This is a genomic window from Escherichia sp. MOD1-EC6475 (genome assembly GCF_003046645.1).
In the GTDB taxonomy this organism is placed as follows: domain Bacteria; phylum Pseudomonadota; class Gammaproteobacteria; order Enterobacterales; family Enterobacteriaceae; genus Escherichia; species Escherichia ruysiae.
Window position 1 is genome coordinate 1 of the sequence record NZ_PZKQ01000040.1, and the last position, 20333, is coordinate 20333.

At 49.9% G+C, this 20333-nt stretch carries 13 protein-coding genes, 1 pseudogene and 1 CRISPR repeat array; of the genes and pseudogenes, 12 read left to right on the forward strand and 2 right to left on the reverse strand.

Going from position 1 to position 20333, the window contains the following annotated elements; translation table 11 throughout:
* Nucleotides 1–435 precede the first annotated feature (435 nt).
* Nucleotides 436–2094 (forward strand): ATP-dependent endonuclease, encoded by a 1659-nt coding sequence (locus tag A7589_RS13235; protein ID WP_000599824.1) that lies wholly within the window; start codon nt 436–438, stop codon nt 2092–2094.
* Here A7589_RS13235 and A7589_RS13240 read toward each other — a convergent pair.
* Nucleotides 2091–3047: a VirK/YbjX family protein gene (locus A7589_RS13240; RefSeq protein ID WP_133174890.1), complete on the reverse strand. Its 957-nt coding sequence runs from the start codon at nt 3045–3047 to the stop codon at nt 2091–2093. The genes A7589_RS13235 and A7589_RS13240 overlap by 4 nt on opposite strands.
* A 150-nt stretch (nt 3048–3197) precedes the next feature.
* Between A7589_RS13240 and macA the strand changes: the two genes are divergently transcribed.
* Together macA and macB are read left to right on the forward strand one after the other, a co-directional pair.
* Nucleotides 3198–4313: a macrolide transporter subunit MacA gene (macA, locus tag A7589_RS13245; protein WP_105282750.1), complete on the forward strand. Its 1116-nt coding sequence runs from the start codon at nt 3198–3200 to the stop codon at nt 4311–4313.
* Entirely contained in the window at nt 4310–6256 is a 1947-nt protein-coding gene (gene macB, locus A7589_RS13250) for a macrolide ABC transporter ATP-binding protein/permease MacB (protein WP_000188132.1), read from the forward strand. Before macA ends, macB begins: the two co-directional genes overlap by 4 nt.
* Before the next feature lie 72 nt (nt 6257–6328).
* Here macB and cspD read toward each other — a convergent pair whose 3' ends face one another.
* Nucleotides 6329–6553: a cold shock-like protein CspD gene (gene cspD / locus A7589_RS13255; protein ID WP_000410785.1), complete on the reverse strand. Its 225-nt coding sequence runs from the start codon at nt 6551–6553 to the stop codon at nt 6329–6331.
* Between the two features lie 149 nt (nt 6554–6702).
* Between cspD and A7589_RS23270 the strand changes: the two genes are divergently transcribed.
* The 9 genes and pseudogenes from A7589_RS23270 to cas6f all read left to right on the forward strand — a co-directional run bounded on the left by A7589_RS23270 (nt 6703) and on the right by cas6f (nt 20078).
* Entirely contained in the window at nt 6703–6777 is a 75-nt protein-coding gene (locus A7589_RS23270; protein ID WP_212741843.1) for a hypothetical protein, read from the forward strand.
* 98 nt (nt 6778–6875) lie between these two features.
* Nucleotides 6876–7196, forward strand: coding sequence for an ATP-dependent Clp protease adapter ClpS (gene clpS / locus A7589_RS13260; protein WP_000520781.1), 321 nt, complete (start codon nt 6876–6878; stop codon nt 7194–7196).
* Nucleotides 7197–7226: 30 nt separating this feature from the next.
* Nucleotides 7227–9503, forward strand: coding sequence for an ATP-dependent Clp protease ATP-binding subunit ClpA (gene clpA, locus A7589_RS13265; RefSeq protein WP_000934072.1), 2277 nt, complete (start codon nt 7227–7229; stop codon nt 9501–9503).
* A 225-nt stretch (nt 9504–9728) separates the two neighbouring features.
* A CRISPR array of direct repeats spans nt 9729–11561; the repeat unit is 28 nt; unit sequence GTTCACTGCCGTACAGGCAGCTTAGAAA.
* Nucleotides 11562–11731: 170 nt separating this feature from the next.
* The gene (cas1f, locus tag A7589_RS13270) at nt 11732–12715 is read left to right on the forward strand and encodes a type I-F CRISPR-associated endonuclease Cas1f (RefSeq protein ID WP_000097884.1); all 984 of its coding nucleotides are present in this window, start codon (nt 11732–11734) and stop codon (nt 12713–12715) included.
* Entirely contained in the window at nt 12712–15945 is a 3234-nt protein-coding gene (cas3f, locus tag A7589_RS13275; protein ID WP_108188875.1) for a type I-F CRISPR-associated helicase Cas3f, read from the forward strand. The genes cas1f and cas3f overlap by 4 nt, the downstream gene beginning before the upstream one ends.
* A gap of 328 nt (nt 15946–16273) precedes the next feature.
* Nucleotides 16274–17581: a type I-F CRISPR-associated protein Csy1 gene (gene csy1 / locus A7589_RS13285; protein ID WP_108188876.1), complete on the forward strand. Its 1308-nt coding sequence runs from the start codon at nt 16274–16276 to the stop codon at nt 17579–17581.
* Entirely contained in the window at nt 17578–18501 is a 924-nt protein-coding gene (gene csy2 / locus A7589_RS13290) for a type I-F CRISPR-associated protein Csy2 (protein ID WP_000120896.1), read from the forward strand. Before csy1 ends, csy2 begins: the two co-directional genes overlap by 4 nt.
* A gap of 10 nt (nt 18502–18511) precedes the next feature.
* A pseudogene (gene csy3, locus A7589_RS13295) lies at nt 18512–19513 on the forward strand (type I-F CRISPR-associated protein Csy3).
* A 10-nt stretch (nt 19514–19523) separates the two neighbouring features.
* On the forward strand, nt 19524–20078 hold the full coding sequence (cas6f, locus tag A7589_RS13300; RefSeq protein ID WP_108188877.1) for a type I-F CRISPR-associated endoribonuclease Cas6/Csy4: 555 nt from the start codon (nt 19524–19526) through the stop codon (nt 20076–20078).
* Nucleotides 20079–20333 lie beyond the last annotated feature (255 nt).

Consider the following 20333-nt stretch of genomic DNA (forward strand, 5'->3'; position numbering starts at 1 on the left):
AAGTTGGCAGCATCACCCCTCAATTAAAAATTGACCCTGTGAAAAATATGGTCGTTTTATAGGGTCGTCGTAAAAAAGTGACGACAGAAATAATGCGTGGGTATTTTAAAAACGAAGGCGACTCATTCGCCAGATAAATAAATCCAGTAATTTTGATTTAGGGCAATAGTCAGTTCCCTCATATAGTCATTTGCCTGATTGACATTGTAGTGCAAACAACTGAATTAAGCCTTTGGAGGTAATAAAAATAATTCATAATGTAATTATTTGATTTCATTGTTTTTTCAGGGAGAGCGTCAAGAGGTGGCATAACACAATTATTCGCTCATTTTTCAGACATTTGCCATGCTTAATTGTGATGACATCACGTATTGCCACGGCCTTTCTCGTTATACTGCCGGAGTAAAAGATAAATAACATATTTCTGGAGGGGATATGATTCTTGAGCGCGTTGAAATTGTGGGTTTTCGCGGCATTAACCGATTGTCATTGATGCTGGAACAAAACAATGTCCTGATTGGGGAGAACGCGTGGGGTAAATCCAGCTTGCTGGATGCCTTAACCCTGCTGTTATCGCCAGAGTCAGATCTCTACCATTTTGAGCGCGACGATTTCTGGTTTCCGACGGGAGATATCAATGGGCGGGAACATCATCTGCATATCATTTTGACCTTCCGTGAATCGCTGCCAGGCCGGCATCGGGTGCGCCGCTATCGTCCGCTGGAAGCGTGCTGGACGCCGTGCGCCGATGGTTATCACCGTATTTTTTATCGCCTGGAAGGGGAGAGTGCGGAAGACGGCAGCGTGATGACACTCCGCAGTTTTCTCGATAAAGACGGACATCCAATTGATGTCGAGGATATTAACGATCAGGCACGCCATCTGGTGCGTTTAATGCCAGTGCTGCGCTTGCGTGATGCCCGTTTTATGCGCCGTATTCGTAGTGGCACGGTGCCAAATGTCCCCAATGTGGAAGTCACCGCACGCCAGCTCGATTTCCTCGCCCGTGAGTTATCCTCGCATCCACAAAATCTCTCTGATGGGCAGATTCGTCAGGGACTTTCGGCAATGGTGCAACTGCTTGAGCATTATTTCTCCGAGCAGGGAGCCGGACAGGCGAGATATCGTTTAATGCGGCGGCGAGCCAGCAATGAGCAACGAAGCTGGCGCTATCTGGATATCATCAACCGGATGATTGACCGGCCCGGAGGTCGTTCGTATCGGGTTATTTTGCTCGGCCTGTTTGCCACTTTATTGCAGGCAAAAGGGACATTGCGGCTGGATAAAGACGCCCGTCCATTATTGCTGATAGAAGATCCAGAAACCCGTTTACACCCCATTATGCTTTCAGTTGCCTGGCATCTGCTGAATCTTCTGCCATTGCAGCGTATTGCTACCACCAACTCTGGCGAACTGCTTTCGTTAACGCCGGTAGAACATGTTTGCCGCCTGGTGCGTGAATCTTCTCGCGTTGCCGCCTGGCGTCTGGGGCCGAGTGGCTTGAGTACTGAAGATAGCCGACGCATATCCTTTCATATTCGTTTTAACCGTCCGTCATCGCTGTTTGCCCGTTGCTGGCTGCTGGTGGAAGGGGAAACAGAAACCTGGGTGATTAACGAACTGGCGCGTCAGTGCGGACATCATTTCGATGCCGAAGGGATTAAGGTCATTGAATTTGCCCAGTCCGGGCTAAAACCGCTGGTCAAATTTGCCCGGCGGATGGGGATTGAATGGCATGTGCTGGTCGATGGCGATGAAGCCGGGAAGAAATATGCCGCTACGGTGCGCAGCCTGCTGAATAACGATCGGGAAGCTGAACGAGAACATTTAACGGCGTTACCGGCGCTGGATATGGAACATTTTATGTATCGCCAGGGGTTTTCCGATGTGTTCCATCGTGTGGCGCAAATCCCGGAAAACGTGCCGATGAATCTGCGCAAAATTATCTCGAAGGCGATCCATCGCTCTTCCAAACCCGATCTCGCCATTGAAGTGGCAATGGAGGCCGGACGTCGTGGGGTGGAGTCCGTGCCGACGCTGCTGAAAAAAATGTTTTCACGCGTGCTGTGGCTGGCGCGCGGTCGGGCAGATTAACCGCGAAACATTGTTGTCATCTGTGGCTGAATGGCGTCGAGCATCTCATAGCGCCGACGGTATTCAGCTCGTTTTTTACTGGCGATTTCGGCAATCTCTTTTCGTGCTATCTGTGCCGGAAGGCGGTAATGGTGTTCAGCATCACATACGCCGCCAACCGATTCCCAGAAAGCGTTGTAATCAGCATGGATCTTGCCTTCTTTATCGCGATAACGCAGGCTGCGGTAAATATGCGTTTCATTACTGACGGCAATGATCTGCTCTACCTGTAAACGTTGGGCAAACAGACAGGCCGCTTCCATCACGAGGCGTTTTGGAAATAGCCCGTGGCAGGCTTTCGTCGCATTCTGGATTTCCTGATGCGGAATTTCCCATTTCGCACCTTGCAGTCCGCCAATAAACATCGTTCTTTTCCCCTGATATTCACACAGGGTAAAAGTGATCTCCGCCAGAGGAATACCCTCACTGTTACGGAACAGGATTGTGCTGTCACCTTCTTTATCCATTGAGATCATCATGGTCAGCTCAAGCGTGAACTGCTCGCCGTTTTTGCCTTCCAGCTTCGCCAGTTGCAGGCCGGGGGTATTCAAATATAAGCTGAATTCTTCTGCCGACATACACGCACGCAGCAATGCATAATGGTAACGTAGCGCCTCGAGTAATTGCTTACGGTTAAGATTGGCGGCAAGGTAAGGACGATGCAGACGAACAGGCAGTCGCGGCTGGCGTGTTAACAGCGTATTGAGATTAGGCCAGTGGGATAGTTCGTTCATCCACTCAACGCTTAAGCGCGGCATAATCAACGAGCGCAGCAAAAATTTCTGACGAAAGCTACGTCGGTGCCAGAATTTACCTGGTCGACACTGTCCGCGTGCCAGACTAAGAAAAAGAGACAGGCTGCTGAGAGATTCAGATGGCGTAAAGGACCGTTCAGTTAGCTGCGACATATTCATGAAATCAATGGTTATACATGACGCCGATTTCACCATTGCGTATCTTAACCAAACATCAATAGTGTGATTACTAACGTAAATTTTAGGGTTTTGTTGATATTTCGTTGAAGTTGATGACCCGGATTGGCATATGGAGTATTCAGAATATTTATGAAAAATCGGAGAACCGTGAAGAAACGTTACGTTATTGCGCTGGTGATAGTCATCGCCGGGCTGATTGCGTTATGGAGAATTCTCAACGCGCCCGTGCCGACTTATCAGACACTAATTGTGCGCCCCGGTGATTTGCAGCAAAGCGTACTGGCGACCGGAAAGCTGGACGCGCTGCGTAAGGTTGACGTGGGCGCGCAGGTCAGCGGTCAGTTGAAAACGCTGTCGGTGGCGATTGGCGATAAAGTTAAAAAAGATCAGCTTTTAGGGGTTATTGATCCTGAACAGGCAGAAAACCAGATCAAGGAAGTGGAAGCCACACTGATGGAGCTGCGCGCGCAGCGGCAGCAGGCGGAAGCGGAGCTGAAACTGGCGCGGGTGACGTATTCACGTCAACAACGTCTGGCGCAAACGCAGGCGGTTTCACAACAGGATCTCGACACCGCCGCGACGGAGATGGCTGTGAAACAGGCGCAAATCGGCACTATTGACGCGCAAATCAAGCGCAATCAGGCCTCTCTCGACACAGCTAAAACTAATCTCGATTACACCCGCATCGTGGCTCCAATGGCCGGGGAAGTCACGCAAATCACCACTCTGCAAGGTCAGACGGTGATTGCCGCACAACAAGCACCGAACATTCTGACGCTGGCAGATATGAGCACTATGCTGGTAAAAGCGCAGGTTTCTGAAGCGGATGTTATCCACCTGAAGCCGGGGCAAAAAGCCTGGTTTACGGTGCTTGGCGATCCGCTGACGCGCTACGAAGGGCAGATTAAAGACGTGCTACCGACGCCGGAAAAGGTTAACGATGCCATTTTCTACTATGCCCGTTTTGAAGTGCCAAACCCCAATGGTTTGCTGCGGCTGGATATGACCGCGCAGGTTCATATTCAGCTCACCGATGTGAAAAACGTGATGACGATCCCTCTGTCAGCGTTAGGTGATCCGGTTGGTGATAATCGTTATAAGGTCAAATTGTTGCGTAATGGTGAAACACGCGAGCGTGAAGTGACGATTGGCGCACGTAACGATACCGATGTTGAGATTGTCAAAGGGCTGGAAGCGGGCGATGAAGTGGTGATTGGTGAGGCCAAACCAGGAGCTGCGCAATGACGCCTTTGCTCGAATTGAAGGATATTCGCCGCAGCTATCCCGCTGGGGATGAGCAGGTCGAAGTGCTGAAGGGCATCAGCCTTGATATTTATGCCGGTGAGATGGTGGCGATTGTCGGCGCTTCGGGTTCCGGTAAATCGACCCTGATGAATATTCTCGGCTGCCTGGATAAGGCCACCAGCGGCACCTATCGCGTAGCCGGTCAGGATGTTGCCACACTGGACGCCGATGCGCTGGCGCAACTGCGCCGCGAGCATTTCGGCTTTATTTTCCAGCGTTACCATTTGCTTTCGCATTTAACCGCCGAGCAGAACGTTGAAGTTCCCGCCGTCTATGCCGGTCTTGAGCGAAAACAGCGACTGCTGCGTGCCCAGGAGTTGCTGCAACGACTGGGGCTGGAAGACCGTACAGAGTATTACCCGGCACAGCTTTCGGGTGGTCAGCAACAGCGCGTCAGTATCGCGCGGGCATTGATGAACGGCGGTCAGGTAATACTTGCCGATGAACCGACAGGCGCACTGGACAGCCATTCTGGCGAAGAGGTCATGGCGATCCTGCATCAGTTGCGCGATCGCGGGCACACGGTGATTATCGTCACCCACGATCCGCAGGTCGCGGCTCAGGCCGAGCGGGTGATCGAAATTCGCGACGGCGAAATCGTGCGCAATCCGCCCGCTATTGAAAAGGAGAATGTTGCTGGCGGGACGGAGCCTGTAGTCAAAACGGTGTCTGGCTGGCGGCAGTTTGTCAGCGGTTTTAACGAGGCGCTGACGATGGCGTGGCGGGCGCTGGCAGCGAATAAAATGCGTACTTTACTGACCATGCTGGGGATTATTATTGGTATTGCGTCGGTGGTTTCTATTGTCGTAGTGGGCGACGCCGCCAAACAAATGGTGCTGGCGGATATTCGTTCTATTGGTACGAATACTATTGATGTCTATCCCGGGAAAGATTTTGGCGATGACGATCCGCAATATCAACAGGCGCTAAAATACGACGATTTAATCGCTATTCAAAAACAACCGTGGGTCGCCTCTGCCACCCCCGCTGTCTCGCAAAACCTGCGCCTGCGTTATAACAATGTTGATGTTGCTGCCAGTGCCAACGGCGTGAGCGGCGATTATTTCAATGTCTATGGCATGACCTTCAGCGAAGGGAACACCTTTAATCAGGAGCAACTTAACGGTCGCGCGCAGGTCGTCGTTCTCGACAGTAATACCCGCCGTCAGCTTTTCCCGCATAAAGCGGATGTGGTTGGCGAGGTGATTCTGGTTGGTAATATGCCAGCGAGGGTCATCGGCGTGGCGGAAGAAAAACAGTCGATGTTTGGTAGTAGTAAAGTGCTGCGCGTGTGGTTGCCTTACAGCACGATGTCCGGGCGAGTTATGGGGCAGTCGTGGCTTAACTCAATTACCGTAAGAGTGAAAGAAGGCTTTGACAGCGCCGAGGCGGAACAGCAACTGACGCGTTTGTTGTCGCTGCGTCACGGCAAAAAGGATTTCTTCACCTGGAACATGGACGGCGTCTTGAAAACCGTTGAAAAGACCACACGTACTCTACAACTGTTTCTGACGCTGGTAGCGGTGATTTCGCTGGTGGTCGGAGGCATTGGTGTAATGAACATTATGCTGGTGTCAGTGACCGAGCGAACGCGGGAAATTGGCATTCGCATGGCTGTAGGGGCGCGAGCCAGCGATGTACTGCAACAGTTTCTGATCGAAGCCGTGCTGGTTTGTCTGGTGGGTGGCGCGTTGGGGATCTCTCTTTCGCTGTTAATCGCTTTCACCTTGCAGCTTTTTTTACCCGGCTGGGAAATTGGCTTTTCTCCGTTGGCGCTGCTGCTGGCGTTTCTTTGCTCGACCATTACCGGGATTTTATTCGGCTGGTTGCCTGCGAGAAATGCGGCACGGCTGGATCCAGTGGATGCTCTGGCGCGAGAGTAGTATTTGAGATAAAAATGCCAGCCGATCGGGCTGGCATTTTGCCTGTAGGATGTACACAATGAGACAGAAGAGCTATGCGACTGCCGCTTCTACTTCGACGGGCACAATAACACTGGCATGATTGCCTTTTGGCCCCTGGTGGACATCAAACTGAACGGATTGCCCAGCTTTTAGCGTTCTGTAACCATCCATCTGGATGGTGGAATAATGAGCGAAAATATCTTCGCCGCCGCCTTCAGGGCAGATGAAACCAAACCCTTTGGCATTGTTGAACCACTTAACAGTACCCTTTTCCATGCTTCGACATCCTTCGCAAATCTTATACAAGTAAGATGGAATAAACCGGGGTCAGAGAGGGGGCAGTTCAAAACCTCGCCAACTCTAGAAATACAATTTAGAGAAATAGGGCGAGTCGTCAAGCGTTTGACAGGGGCCAGGGGGTAGGTATGCATCAAAAATTTGAAGCAGTTAACGCTATTGACAGTAATGTGACTGATGTCGCTGATGCCAACGATAGATGATACTTATCTATTATGTGGAGTAGATTGGTCAGGCAAATAAGCTCTTGTCAGCGGCAGAGCGTTCTGCCGATAACCGTAACCGAAGATGATAACTGACAATGGGTAAAACGAACGACTGGCTGGACTTTGATCAACTGGCGGAAGAAAAAGTGCGTGACGCGCTAAAACCGCCATCTATGTATAAAGTGATATTAGTCAATGATGATTACACTCCGATGGAGTTTGTTATTGACGTGTTACAAAAATTCTTTTCTTATGATGTAGAACGTGCAACGCAATTGATGCTCGCTGTTCACTACCAGGGGAAGGCCATTTGCGGAGTCTTTACCGCCGAGGTTGCAGAAACCAAAGTGGCGATGGTGAACAAGTACGCGAGGGAGAACGAGCATCCATTGCTGTGTACGCTGGAAAAAGCCTGAATGCAGGCATAAAAATTGGGGGAGGTGCCTATGCTCAATCAAGAACTGGAACTCAGTTTAAACATGGCTTTCGCCAGAGCGCGCGAGCACCGTCATGAGTTTATGACCGTCGAGCACTTGTTACTGGCATTGCTCAGTAATCCGTCTGCTCGGGAGGCGCTGGAAGCATGTTCCGTGGATCTGGTGGCGCTCCGTCAGGAACTGGAAGCCTTTATTGAACAAACCACACCCGTTCTGCCTGCCAGTGAAGAGGAGCGCGACACGCAGCCGACGCTGAGTTTTCAGCGGGTACTGCAACGTGCGGTCTTCCATGTTCAGTCCTCCGGTCGCAGTGAGGTTACCGGTGCGAATGTTCTGGTTGCTATCTTTAGCGAACAGGAGTCACAGGCGGCGTATCTGTTGCGCAAACATGAAGTCAGCCGTCTCGATGTGGTGAACTTTATTTCTCATGGCACGCGTAAAGACGAGCCATCTCAGTCTTCTGAACCAGGAAACCAGCCGAGCAGTGAAGAACAAGCTGGTGGGGAGGACCGTATGGAGAATTTCACGACTAATCTGAACCAGCTTGCACGCGTGGGAGGAATCGACCCGCTGATTGGTCGTGAGAAGGAACTGGAGCGCGCCATTCAGGTTCTCTGTCGCCGCCGTAAAAACAACCCGCTACTGGTCGGGGAGTCTGGCGTCGGTAAAACCGCGATAGCGGAAGGTCTTGCCTGGCGTATTGTTCAGGGCGATGTACCGGAAGTGATGGCTGACTGTACGATTTACTCCCTCGATATCGGTTCTCTGTTAGCGGGCACCAAATATCGCGGCGACTTTGAAAAACGTTTCAAAGCATTGCTTAAACAACTTGAGCAGGATACAAACAGCATCCTGTTTATTGATGAGATCCACACCATCATCGGCGCAGGTGCAGCCTCTGGCGGTCAGGTGGATGCAGCTAACCTGATCAAGCCGTTGCTCTCCAGCGGTAAAATTCGCGTGATTGGTTCGACGACGTATCAGGAGTTCAGCAACATTTTCGAGAAAGACCGTGCTCTGGCGCGTCGCTTCCAGAAAATTGATATTACTGAACCGTCGATCGAAGAAACTGTTCAAATCATCAACGGCCTGAAACCGAAGTATGAAGCGCACCACGACGTGCGTTATACCGCGAAAGCGGTGCGTGCGGCGGTAGAGTTGGCGGTGAAATACATAAACGATCGTCATCTGCCGGATAAAGCGATTGACGTTATCGACGAAGCGGGCGCTCGTGCACGCCTGATGCCGGTAAGCAAGCGCAAGAAAACGGTCAATGTAGCGGATATTGAATCCGTGGTAGCCCGTATTGCACGTATTCCAGAGAAGAGCGTTTCTCAGAGTGACCGCGATACGCTGAGAAATCTCGGCGATCGCCTGAAAATGCTGGTCTTCGGTCAGGATAAAGCCATTGAGGCGCTTACCGAAGCCATCAAGATGGCGCGTGCGGGTTTGGGTCATGAACATAAACCTGTCGGTTCGTTCCTGTTTGCTGGTCCAACCGGGGTTGGGAAAACCGAGGTGACGGTACAGCTTTCGAAAGCTTTGGGCATTGAGCTTCTGCGCTTTGATATGTCCGAGTATATGGAACGTCATACCGTTAGCCGCCTGATTGGTGCGCCTCCGGGGTACGTTGGTTTTGATCAGGGTGGTCTGCTAACCGATGCGGTGATCAAACATCCGCACGCGGTGCTGCTGCTGGACGAAATCGAGAAAGCGCATCCGGACGTGTTCAACATTCTGTTGCAGGTGATGGACAACGGCACGCTGACCGATAACAACGGACGCAAGGCAGACTTCCGTAACGTGGTGCTGGTAATGACCACCAACGCCGGGGTACGTGAAACCGAGCGTAAATCCATTGGCCTTATCCACCAGGATAACAGCACCGACGCGATGGAAGAGATCAAGAAGATCTTTACGCCGGAATTCCGTAACCGTCTCGACAACATTATCTGGTTCGATCATCTGTCAACTGACGTGATCCATCAGGTGGTGGATAAATTTATTGTCGAGTTGCAGGTTCAACTGGATCAGAAAGGTGTTTCTCTGGAAGTGAGTCAGGAAGCGCGTAACTGGCTGGCTGAGAAAGGTTATGACCGGGCAATGGGTGCACGTCCGATGGCGCGTGTCATTCAGGACAACCTGAAAAAACCGCTCGCTAACGAACTGCTGTTTGGCTCGTTGGTGGACGGCGGCCAGGTCACCGTTGCACTGGATAAAGAGAAAAATGAGCTGACCTACGGGTTCCAGAGTGCGCAAAAGCACAAGGCGGAAGCAGCGCATTAATCTGATGGTGTAAAGCCTTTTAAGTAGGTTGATAAAGTCCGTAATCCTGTATGGGGTTACGGACTTTTTTCTTTGTGAGGTGAGGGCGGTTGTAACCCTAATTTTTATGGTTACTGTAACTTATTGATAATTAATGCTGCTGGAAGGTAAGGATAAAAAAGGGTAGCAGCAGGGAAATTAGATAGTTTTACTTTATTAACAACGGGCTAAACGTGTAGTATTTGGGTTCACTGCCGTACAGGCAGCTTAGAAATCATGCCCAGATGAGACAATCTTCAGAAAATCGTTCACTGCCGTACAGGCAGCTTAGAAAAAAGCCTGGAATTTCAATTTTAATTTGGGGCAGTTCACTGCCGTACAGGCAGCTTAGAAATCGAACCCAGCTTGCTGTAGCTGGGCAATGTCGTTCACTGCCGTACAGGCAGCTTAGAAATTTGCGCTGCGGCACAGGTTGCGGAGAAATAATGTTCACTGCCGTACAGGCAGCTTAGAAAGCAGATATCTCTATTGCTAAACTACCTGTTCGGTTCACTGCCGTACAGGCAGCTTAGAAAAGTTCGGGCCGAACAGCTCAAGGCCGATTTTTTGTTCACTGCCGTACAGGCAGCTTAGAAAGACAATGGGCGAGGAGCGCCGGGATCTGATCGGTTCACTGCCGTACAGGCAGCTTAGAAATTAACAGGGCTATTTTTATTTACATTATGTGAGTTCACTGCCGTACAGGCAGCTTAGAAAGGCGAACGCTGCACACCACGGCGTTTCATCATGTTCACTGCCGTACAGGCAGCTTAGAAACCGCGCGAACTGGTCGCGCAGCCGTGCGAGATGTTCACTGCCGTACAGGCAGCTTAGAAAGTCATACGTGTAAACAGTATCGCTACCCGGATGTTCACTGCCGTACAGGCAGCTTAGAAAGCGATGGGCGTCCACGAACCACCTGGGCGCACGTTCACTGCCGTACAGGCAGCTTAGAAATCAATAATATTATCAATATAAAATATTCGGTATGTTCACTGCCGTACAGGCAGCTTAGAAAGTGGCTAAATCAAAATCTGAATTGTTCGCACTGTTCACTGCCGTACAGGCAGCTTAGAAAGTAATCGGCATAGCTACGTATTTCACTTCCATGTTCACTGCCGTACAGGCAGCTTAGAAATGGCTGGGCGTCTGTATAAAGACAAATACGGCGTTCACTGCCGTACAGGCAGCTTAGAAAGCTCGGGCAAATTAAAATCAGGGATTTCCTGGAGTTCACTGCCGTACAGGCAGCTTAGAAAGGAGGGAACTACATGGCGCGCCTAACAACACTGTTCACTGCCGTACAGGCAGCTTAGAAAGAGCGCCCATATTGATGGGGATCAACACCTTTGTTCACTGCCGTACAGGCAGCTTAGAAATGACTGAAGCGCCACCAGCGATAGAGCCGCAAGTTCACTGCCGTACAGGCAGCTTAGAAAGCACGAACTGCGCCCGGATTTATACCCGAACCGTTCACTGCCGTACAGGCAGCTTAGAAAGATCAATGCGGCGCTGATTTCTCGCTGCGCCGGTTCACTGCCGTACAGGCAGCTTAGAAAAGGTCTGTAGCGTCCTTGTAATCTCTCGCTTTGTTCACTGCCGTACAGGCAGCTTAGAAAATGATCAGCTGGCGCGGAAAGGATGCGGATAAGTTCACTGCCGTACAGGCAGCTTAGAAAACCAAACTGTGCGGCAGCTTTGCGGGAGATGTGTTCACTGCCGTACAGGCAGCTTAGAAAACCAGAATTAATAATTTTTTCATCATTACGCCGTTCACTGCCGTACAGGCAGCTTAGAAAGGATACGTTCATTTCGAAACGGTGAACGGCCTGTTCACTGCCGTACAGGCAGCTTAGAAAAAGATAAGAGGCAAAGCGTTCAGTGGCATCATGTTCACTGCCGTACAGGCAGCTTAGAAAACCGAAACAGCCATGACCTGGCTTAAAGATCATGTTCACTGCCGTACAAGCAGCTTAGAAAGCGAACGTCAAAAAGAACTGGTGGCAGCAGGCGTTCACTGCCGAACAGGCAGTTTCACAATACGATAATGGTAGACGTTTGGTCATATCATGACGCTCTCAACTTCAAAACATTAGTCTTAGCACACAATAACAATTGTAATAATTGCGACAGAAATCAATTTCCTACACAGAAATCAATGTTGTACTAATCCTAACGCCTTCAAACAAAAATAATCACAGGATGTGTTTATGTCTTCAAATTACCTTACTCCTTCTGACCTCAAAACCATTCTCCACTCCAAACGCGCCAATATTTATTATCTGGAAAAATGCCGGGTGCAGGTGAATGGGGGGCGGGTGGAGTATGTTACCAGTGAAGGTAAGGAGTCGTACTACTGGAATATCCCTATTGCGAATACCACGGCATTAATGTTGGGGATGGGAACTTCCGTTACCCAGGCGGCGATGCGTGAATTTGCCCATGCGGGGGTGATGGTAGGATTTTGTGGTACGGATGGCACACCGCTTTACTCCGCCAATGAAGTAGATGTTGATGTCTCCTGGCTCAGCCCACAAAGCGAATATCGTCCTACCGAGTACCTTCAGCAATGGGTTTCTTTCTGGTTTGTTGAAGACAAACGACTTGCCGCCGCGAAACGCTTTCAGTTAATCCGCCTGACACATATTGATAAGCACTGGAGCAGCGCGAAAATGCAGCGTGAACACGCATTTCAACCTGATGCTAATGCGCTCCAGGCCCTGCTAAATCGTACTCGTGAAGAAATAGACGCGGCAGAAAACCATACGCAGCTTATGCTCGTAGAGGCGAAATTGACCAAAGCACTTTACAAAATGGTGAGCCAAACCGTGGGTTATGGCGATTTCACCCGCGCAAAACGGGGCGGTGGGATTGATATGGCTAACCGCTTCCTCGATCAAGGGAATTATCTGGCCTATGGCCTGGCGGCAGTGGCGGCGTGGGTAACAGGTATCCCGCACGGTTTAGCGGTAATGCACGGTAAAACACGTCGCGGTGGGCTTGTTTTTGACCTTGCCGATCTGATTAAAGATGCCCTTGTTATGCCACAAGCATTTATCGCCGCAATGGCGGGAGAAGATGCTCAGGCGTTTCGTCAACGCTGCATCAATATCTTTCAACAAGCGGATGCGCTGGATGTCATGATCACCTCTCTGCAGGAAACAGCTCAGGCACTGGCTAAGGCTGACCAATGAACGTTCTGATCATTTCGCGCTGCACAAAAAATGCCCGCGTGGAGAGTTGCCGTATTATTGATCAGTTTGCCGAACGCACAGGTGATGCCGCATGGCAAACGGTAATTACTCAGGAAGGTGTTAACACTTTACGCCGTTTACTGCGCAAAACGGCAAGACGAAATACAGCGGTTGCTTGTCACTGGCTGAAGAAGAATGGGCAAACGGAGCTGATGTGGATTGTCGGCAATATTCGTCGCTTTAATGCTCAAGGCCGCGTTCCCACAAATCGAACAACGCAAACCAGCCTGGTGAACAAAGAAGAAAATCGCTGGCAGTGCGCGGAAAGCATTGCGCTGCTGGCGGCTATTGCTGGGTTATTTCATGATTTTGGTAAAGCAGGACGCAGCTTTCAGCAAAGCCTGACCAAAAAGAGTGCACGAAGTTATCAACCTTACCGGCATGAGTGGATTTCGCTGCGGCTTTTTCAGGCTTTTGTCGGTAAGCAGTCAGATGATGTATGGCTGAAAAAACTCGGGGAATTAACGGCTGATGATGAAACCGCGATTCTTGAGCGCCTGCAAAAAGACACGCCTCATTTTTCCAATAGCCCATTCAGTTCGCTGCAACCACTCGCCAAAACGGTAGGCTGGTTGATCCTTTCCCATCATCGAATGCCGGAGAATCTTTCGCCACAACCGGAACAATCATACAAAGGCTGTGAAAGTTGGCTGGAGAAGCAACTCAATGCTGACTGGAATGCCGTTAACCACCGTAAGAATGACTGGTCACCTCAGGATTTCGAGCAAGTCTGGCAGTTTCCGTCAGGAACGCCACTTCAAAGCGCGAGCTGGCGAGAAAAAGCGCGCCAGATTGCCCGTCGGGCGCGTAACGCAGTCGCTTTAAAGGAATGGGGGCTGATGGAGCAACTGTTTCTATTACATATGGCGCGTTTTTGCCTGATGCTTGCTGATCACTACTATTCATCTAACGACGCGCAGCAAAAATGGCAAGATCCGAATTATATCGTCTGGGCAAATAGCGATCGGCAGAGCGGCACGCTCAAACAACGGGTAGATGAGCATCTTGTGGGCGTTGCGCATCATGCGTATTTGCTTGGGCGGCAACTGATGCACACACGGGCATCGCTTCCGGCAATTGCCCGACATAAAGGTTTTAACCAGCGAGCTACAGATGCGAAATATCGCTGGCAGGACAAAGCCTGGGATGTGGCGCGTGCGTTACGTGAACGCAGTCGGGAAGATGGTTTTTTCGGTGTCAATATGGCCTCGACGGGGTGCGGTAAAACCTTTGCTAACGCCCGCATTATGTATGCGCTTGCTGATGAGCGTGAAGGGTGTCGTTTTACCATTGCATTGGGATTACGTACGCTGACCTTACAAACGGGTGACGCTCTGCGCAGCCGGCTTGGATTGGGTGAGGATGAGCTGGCAGTACTGATTGGTTCGGCGGCAGTCAAACAACTCTGGCAGCAGGAAAAAACAGACAATGATTGCGGAAGTGCTTCGCAAGAGTCGCCAGCAGAGGAGCAACAGTTTGTTAAATACGAAGGTAGTCTTCATACCGGCGCGCTGGAAAAATGGTTGAAGGATGACAGCAAACTTAAAGAGCTAGTAAGTGCCCCAATTCTGGTAGCGACGATTGATCATCTTATTTCCGCGACCGAAGGTGTACGCGGCGGGAAACAGCTTCCGGCGATGTTGCGTCTGTTAACCAGCGATTTAGTGCTCGACGAACCTGACGATTTTGATATTGCCGATCTTCATGCGGTATGTCGTCTGATGAACTGGGCTGGAATGCTGGGTACGCGGGTATTACTTTCTTCCGCGACGTTGCCGCCAGATTTGATTCAGGCTCTGTTCGCGGCTTATCTTGCCGGGCGCAAAATGTGGCAGGCGTCATGCGGTACGAACGGCAGACCCGTCAATATCTGCTGTGCCTGGTTTGATGAAAAAGATGCCGATGCCACACAAATTGGTGATGGCGCTACTTTTCGTGAGACGCACAAAAAGTTTGTTGCGCGACGAGCGTTAATGTTGGCTGAAAAAGAACGACTGCATTTCGGGCGTATAGCTTCGATTTCATCCCCATCAAGCGCGATTCAGGATGTTATCGAAAGCGTGGCTCAGACTGTACATGAGCAAATGCTGAAGTTGCATCAGGCGCATCGCCAGCAACACGAAAGCGGCAAAACTGTTTCGCTGGGTCTGGTGCGCTTCGCCAATATTAATTCTCTGGTCGCGGTGGCCAAAGCTCTGATTACCATTCCTTCACCAGAAGATGTCTGCATTCATTATTGCGTTTACCACTCCCGACATCCGCTGGCGGTACGTTCAAATATTGAGAAGCGGCTGGATCGCGCTTTTACTCGTCATAGAGAAGATGATTTCTGGAAAAACGAGGATATCGCTGAAGCCTTACATAAAAGTCCGGAATCGCACCATATTTTTGTGGTGTTGGGCACATCGGTTATAGAAGTGGGGCGTGACTGGGATGCGGACTGGGGAATTATCGAACCGAGTTCTATGCGTTCGATTATTCAATTTGCCGGACGTATTCAACGCCACCGCAGAAATGTGCCAACCAGTGAGAATCTGGTTATTTTGCGGAGCAATATCAAAGCATTGCAGAAAAAATGCCCCGCATTTTGTAAACCGGGTTTCGAAACAAAAGATCGCGTGCTGAATAGCCATGATATTTGCGAGCTGATACCACTCACGGACTACCGGACGATTAATGCCTTACCACGGATCTTACCTGCCAATAATGAAAATAAACTGGCGGAACTTGAGCATCGTCGTTTATCCACCGAGTTGATGAGTAGTAAAAGCAAACATGTGGTGGCTGCGCAATGGTGGCGAGCACCGCTAAGCTGGAACGGCTGGATGCAGCGTCAGACGCCATTTCGTTATTCGTCGTTACCGGAAGCGGTGTTTTTTCTGCATATGGATGACGAAGAAAGTGAAGCGCGTTTCTATTCCCGCATGGACGACAACGAGCGTAAAGAGCAGGGGAATTTCGAACGAGAAGAAGTGATATGCGCCAGCGGCGTTGCTTGCTGGGGCGTGATGGATTACCAACAAGTTTTGTTGGATCTGGCTGTTGAGCACAGTTGTGAGATTAATCGTGTCGGGGAAAGGTTTGCTGAAGTGAGAGTACCCGTCTGTGACGAAGATGCGCTCAACGGCTGGCATTATCACCCATGGTTAGGGGTGTTTCGCGCCCCGTGAAGGGGCGCGAGCTGCCTGTACGGCAGTTTACAAGTCCGTATCCGGAGATACATCTATTTCTAAGCTGCCAACGGCAGTGCGTGAATATTAATCTCGAAACTATTATGTTTCAAATGATTTATTCATGGTAATATAAATTTGGTTTATTGCATTGGGTTTGGCTAGATTAATGCGTAGATACATCTAGGTGAACCATCCATGATTATCACCACGGGTGTTGTCCCTTTTGCTGTATGCGTCGTTGTACTGAAGCCATGTTGAGCTACGGAGATTTTTCAGTGAAGTTAGGGAGCAACTTTAATTTGATGGATTAACGAAAGGAGCCGAGATGGAAAAAACGGCGCTAATACAATTTATTACTGATTACATCGCTTCGCGAAGGCAACCCAAAATCGATGCCTTTGAAAAAGAAGCAGCAAAGAGGCTGGAGCAGGGCGATGATGTCAGCGCCATCGCTCAGGAACGGCAGGAACTTGAAGCACGCTACTTGCCTCGTAACTGGTTAACGGATGCGGCGAAGCGTGTTCGTTCTATAAGGATAATCTCCCACGGGGCAAAATATAGTAATGGTGACTCCAAAGCATATGGACGTTATTTGGAGAAATTCGTCAGCGAGGGATATTTAAATACAGCATCACTGGCAATTATTAAAGAGGATGCTGAAGGCAACGCTGCATTTTATGATGTTGCAAAAATACTCCTAACAGATGTTCACGGTGATTCGTTACTCGCCAGCTTAAAACGTGGCGATTATCAATCATTAAATGCCTTTGCGTTGGATGATGAACAACTAAAACAATGGGTTGAATGCTTTAGTCAAGCATATGCACCGGAGTGGATAAAAGCGCACAAACTATCGAAGCAAATCTATTTCCCTGTGGATGATGGTTATCACCTGTTATGCCCGCTGTTTTCCAGCTCACTGGCGCAGGCAATGTATGAAAAGCTAACCGCTGTGCGCTTTAGCGAGGAATCAAAAGCCATTCGCGATGCGCACAAGGCAGGTAAATGGCACTCACAGCCAGATATTCGTTTCCCTAATCTTGCTGAGATGCATTATGGAGGTGGAAATCAACAGAATATCTCCCTGCTAAACAGTGCCAGAGTTGGACGCGTCTGGTTGTTGCCATCAATGCCCCCCACCTGGTCGACGCAGGAGCGCGCACCACAAAACATGCGCAGTATTTTTGCCTTACGCGGCGATTTCAATCGCTCAGCTTCGGGCACTATCGCCAGGATGACCTACTTACTGAAAGTTGACATAAACAATGTTCATATCCGTACTACGCGCGCGAAATATATTGATGAGTTGATAGATTTGCTGTTCATGCAGGCATCCTCTTTTCAGCAAGAAAAATGGCAGGGGTGGTCAGCACAATCACCAGACTTACCACGGCACCAGCAGCTTTGGCTGGATCCGTGGCGAAGCCTGTCAGATGAGGCTTTCAAACTGGAGCGTGAGAAAAACGACTGGCAGAGAACCGTCGCTGATGACTTCGCGCGCTGGCTGAACTATCGCCTGAAAAAAGCAAGTTTCGATGTGGGAGCCGTCGAGCAAAGAGAGTGGCGTAGTCAGTCCCTGTTCACTCAACGGATGCGTGAAATGGAAGCCGTTTTGCAGGAGGCGCTGAAATGAGTTATCTGCTCTTGTTACCCCATATACGCATAGAAAACGCTAACGCCGTTTCCGGGTTGACCTGGGGATTCCCGGCGATGACCCATTTTCTCGGCTATGTTCATGCGCTTTCTCGCAAAGTGGTGGATGAATTTGGCGTAAGTTTTGCCGGTTGCGCAGTCGTTAGCCATGAACAGCATATTCAGGCGTACAGTTCCGGGCGCGATTTTCAGTTCGCTCTCACCCGTAACCCATTAACCAAAGAAGGTAAAACTGCCTCGTTCAATGAAGAGGGGCGTATGCACCTGACGGTTTCTCTACTTGTTGAATGTAATGGCGAAATTACTAATGGCGAATACGGTAGAAAAGCCCTGTGTGATCATCTGAAAGTGCTTTGCCAGAGCCACAAACTGGCGGGTGGCAGCATTGTCAGTATGCGCGATCCGCAGCTTTTTCATGCACCTGAAGATGAAAAGCAACTGCGTAAAATCATCTGGCGTTTAATGCCGGGTTACGCGCTTTACGATCGCAGCGAATGGCTGGCTGAACATCACCAACAACATCCTGATATATCGTTGCTTGATGCCTGGCTCGATTTCGCCGCCATTAAATATCAGGCCGAATCTCCGGCAGAAGACAACAGCGCAAAATGGACATACCAGCCGAAGCCGATGCCCGGTTTCCTGGTACCGTTAATGTGCGGTTACCAACGTATATCTCCTGTTTACGCCCCCGGTGAAGTTGAAAATGCGCGCGACACCGTGACGCCATTTGCTTTTGCCGAAGCCGTTTATGGAATTGGTGAATGGCGCGGATTACATCGCATCACTGACCTGCAACCGCTGATGTGGCGCTACCGTACAACGGACACCGGCTACTATTGCTCGGCAATACCACTCGTTGACGACCCTATAACTCATGAAGATGACGATTCAGAATAAGGACATAATTATGGCAAAGGCTCCTGTAGCAATAAAAACAGCATCGGTACTGGCATTTGAACGCAAACTGGCAACATCCGACGCGGTGATGTATGCAGGTAACTGGCAAGGAAATTAATGGCAACCCATTGAGATTCAGGAGAAAGCGGTTCGCGGAACCATCTCTAATCGCCTGAAAAACACGATTGCCAGCGACCCCACAAAACTGGACGCTGAAATCCAAAAAGCCAACTTGCAGCGGGTAGATGTGGCCTCGCTTCCGGTAGATGCGGATACGCTAAAAGTGGTGTTTACGCTGCGAGTGCTGGGTAATTTATCTTCACCTTCAGTATGTAATGATATGACTTACCAGGAGGCACTTTCCGAGGTTATTGAAGGTTACATCAGTGAACATGGCTTTAAAGTGCTGGCGTTACGCTATGCGCTGAATCTGGCAAATGGCCGTTTTCTGTGGCGCAACCGCATTGGCGCTGAGCAGATCCAGGTGAAAGTTACTGCTAATGATATTTCATGGACTTTTAACAGCCATGACTTCTCTTTACGTCAATTTGACCAGGAGCAGGCAGCGGTCACGCAGCTGGCGACCATCATAGAACAAGGGTTAAGCGGAAAAGAGTGGGTCATGCTTACCGTTGAAGCGCAAGTTCGCCTCGGTGCCGGACAAGAAGTCTTCCCATCACAGGAACTGGTGCTCGACAGTAACAGTAGCAAAAGTCGTGTGTTGTACAAGGTTGCAGGCATTGCCGGTATTCACTCCCAAAAAATTGGCAACGCTTTACGTACCATTGATACCTGGCATCCGAAGGTTGAGGAGTTGGGAGCTATCGCTGTGGAACCTTATGGTTCTGTAACCAGTCGCGGTGTTGCTTGTCGCCAGCCAAAAGAAAAACTCGATTTTTATACCTTACTGGATAATTGGGTGACTAAAGGCGTCAAACCAGAGGTTGATCAGCAGCACTACGTGATGGCTGTCTTGATCCGTGGTGGTGTTTTTGGTGAGAAAGCGGAATAAGGAGCTGCCAATGGATCACTATCTTGAGATCCGCGTTCTGCCCGATCCTGAATTTTCGAGTGAAATGTTGATGGCGGCGTTATTTGCCAAATTGCACCGGGCATTGGGTGCAAGAGGTCAAGGTGATATCGGCGTGAGTTTCCCGGATATAAACGTTACGCCAGGAGCGCGTTTACGCTTGCATGGTAGCGCCCCGGCATTGCAGGCGCTTGAAGCCTCAACGTGGCGTAAAGGGCTTACGGATTATTGCCAATGTTCGCCTGTCACTCCCATTCCTGAAATAAAGGGCTGGCGAGTGGTAAGTCGTGTGCAGGTCAAAAGTAACCCACAGCGTCTGTTAAGGCGTTCAGTGAAAAAAGGCTGGCTCACTGAAGAGCAGGCGATTGAGCGACTGGCGACGCAAGCTGAACAGCGGACCGATTTACCTTTTCTTAATATGAAGAGTTTGTCGAGTCAGCAACAGTTTAAGCTGTTTATCCAGCACGGTGATTTGCGTGCAGAACCGGTTAAAGGGGAATTTAGTGGTTATGGATTAAGCGCAACGGCAACTATTCCCTGGTTTTGATGTTTTGCAATTATTAAGAGGCCTGGCCGTGTGGCTGGGCCTTTTTGTAGTGTGGCCAGGCCGTTGAGAAGATGTGTTCGATATTAATTGTTCATATCCGGGATGTTGTTTTCTTTGCTAAAAAAGTTTTATTGCTAAACCATTTCCTGGAGAGGGAGTTATTGAACTGAGAGGTATACGAAGCCATCTATATGCGAAAAAAAAGCCCGTACTTTCGTACGAGCTCTTCTTAAAATATGGCGGTGAGGCGGGGAT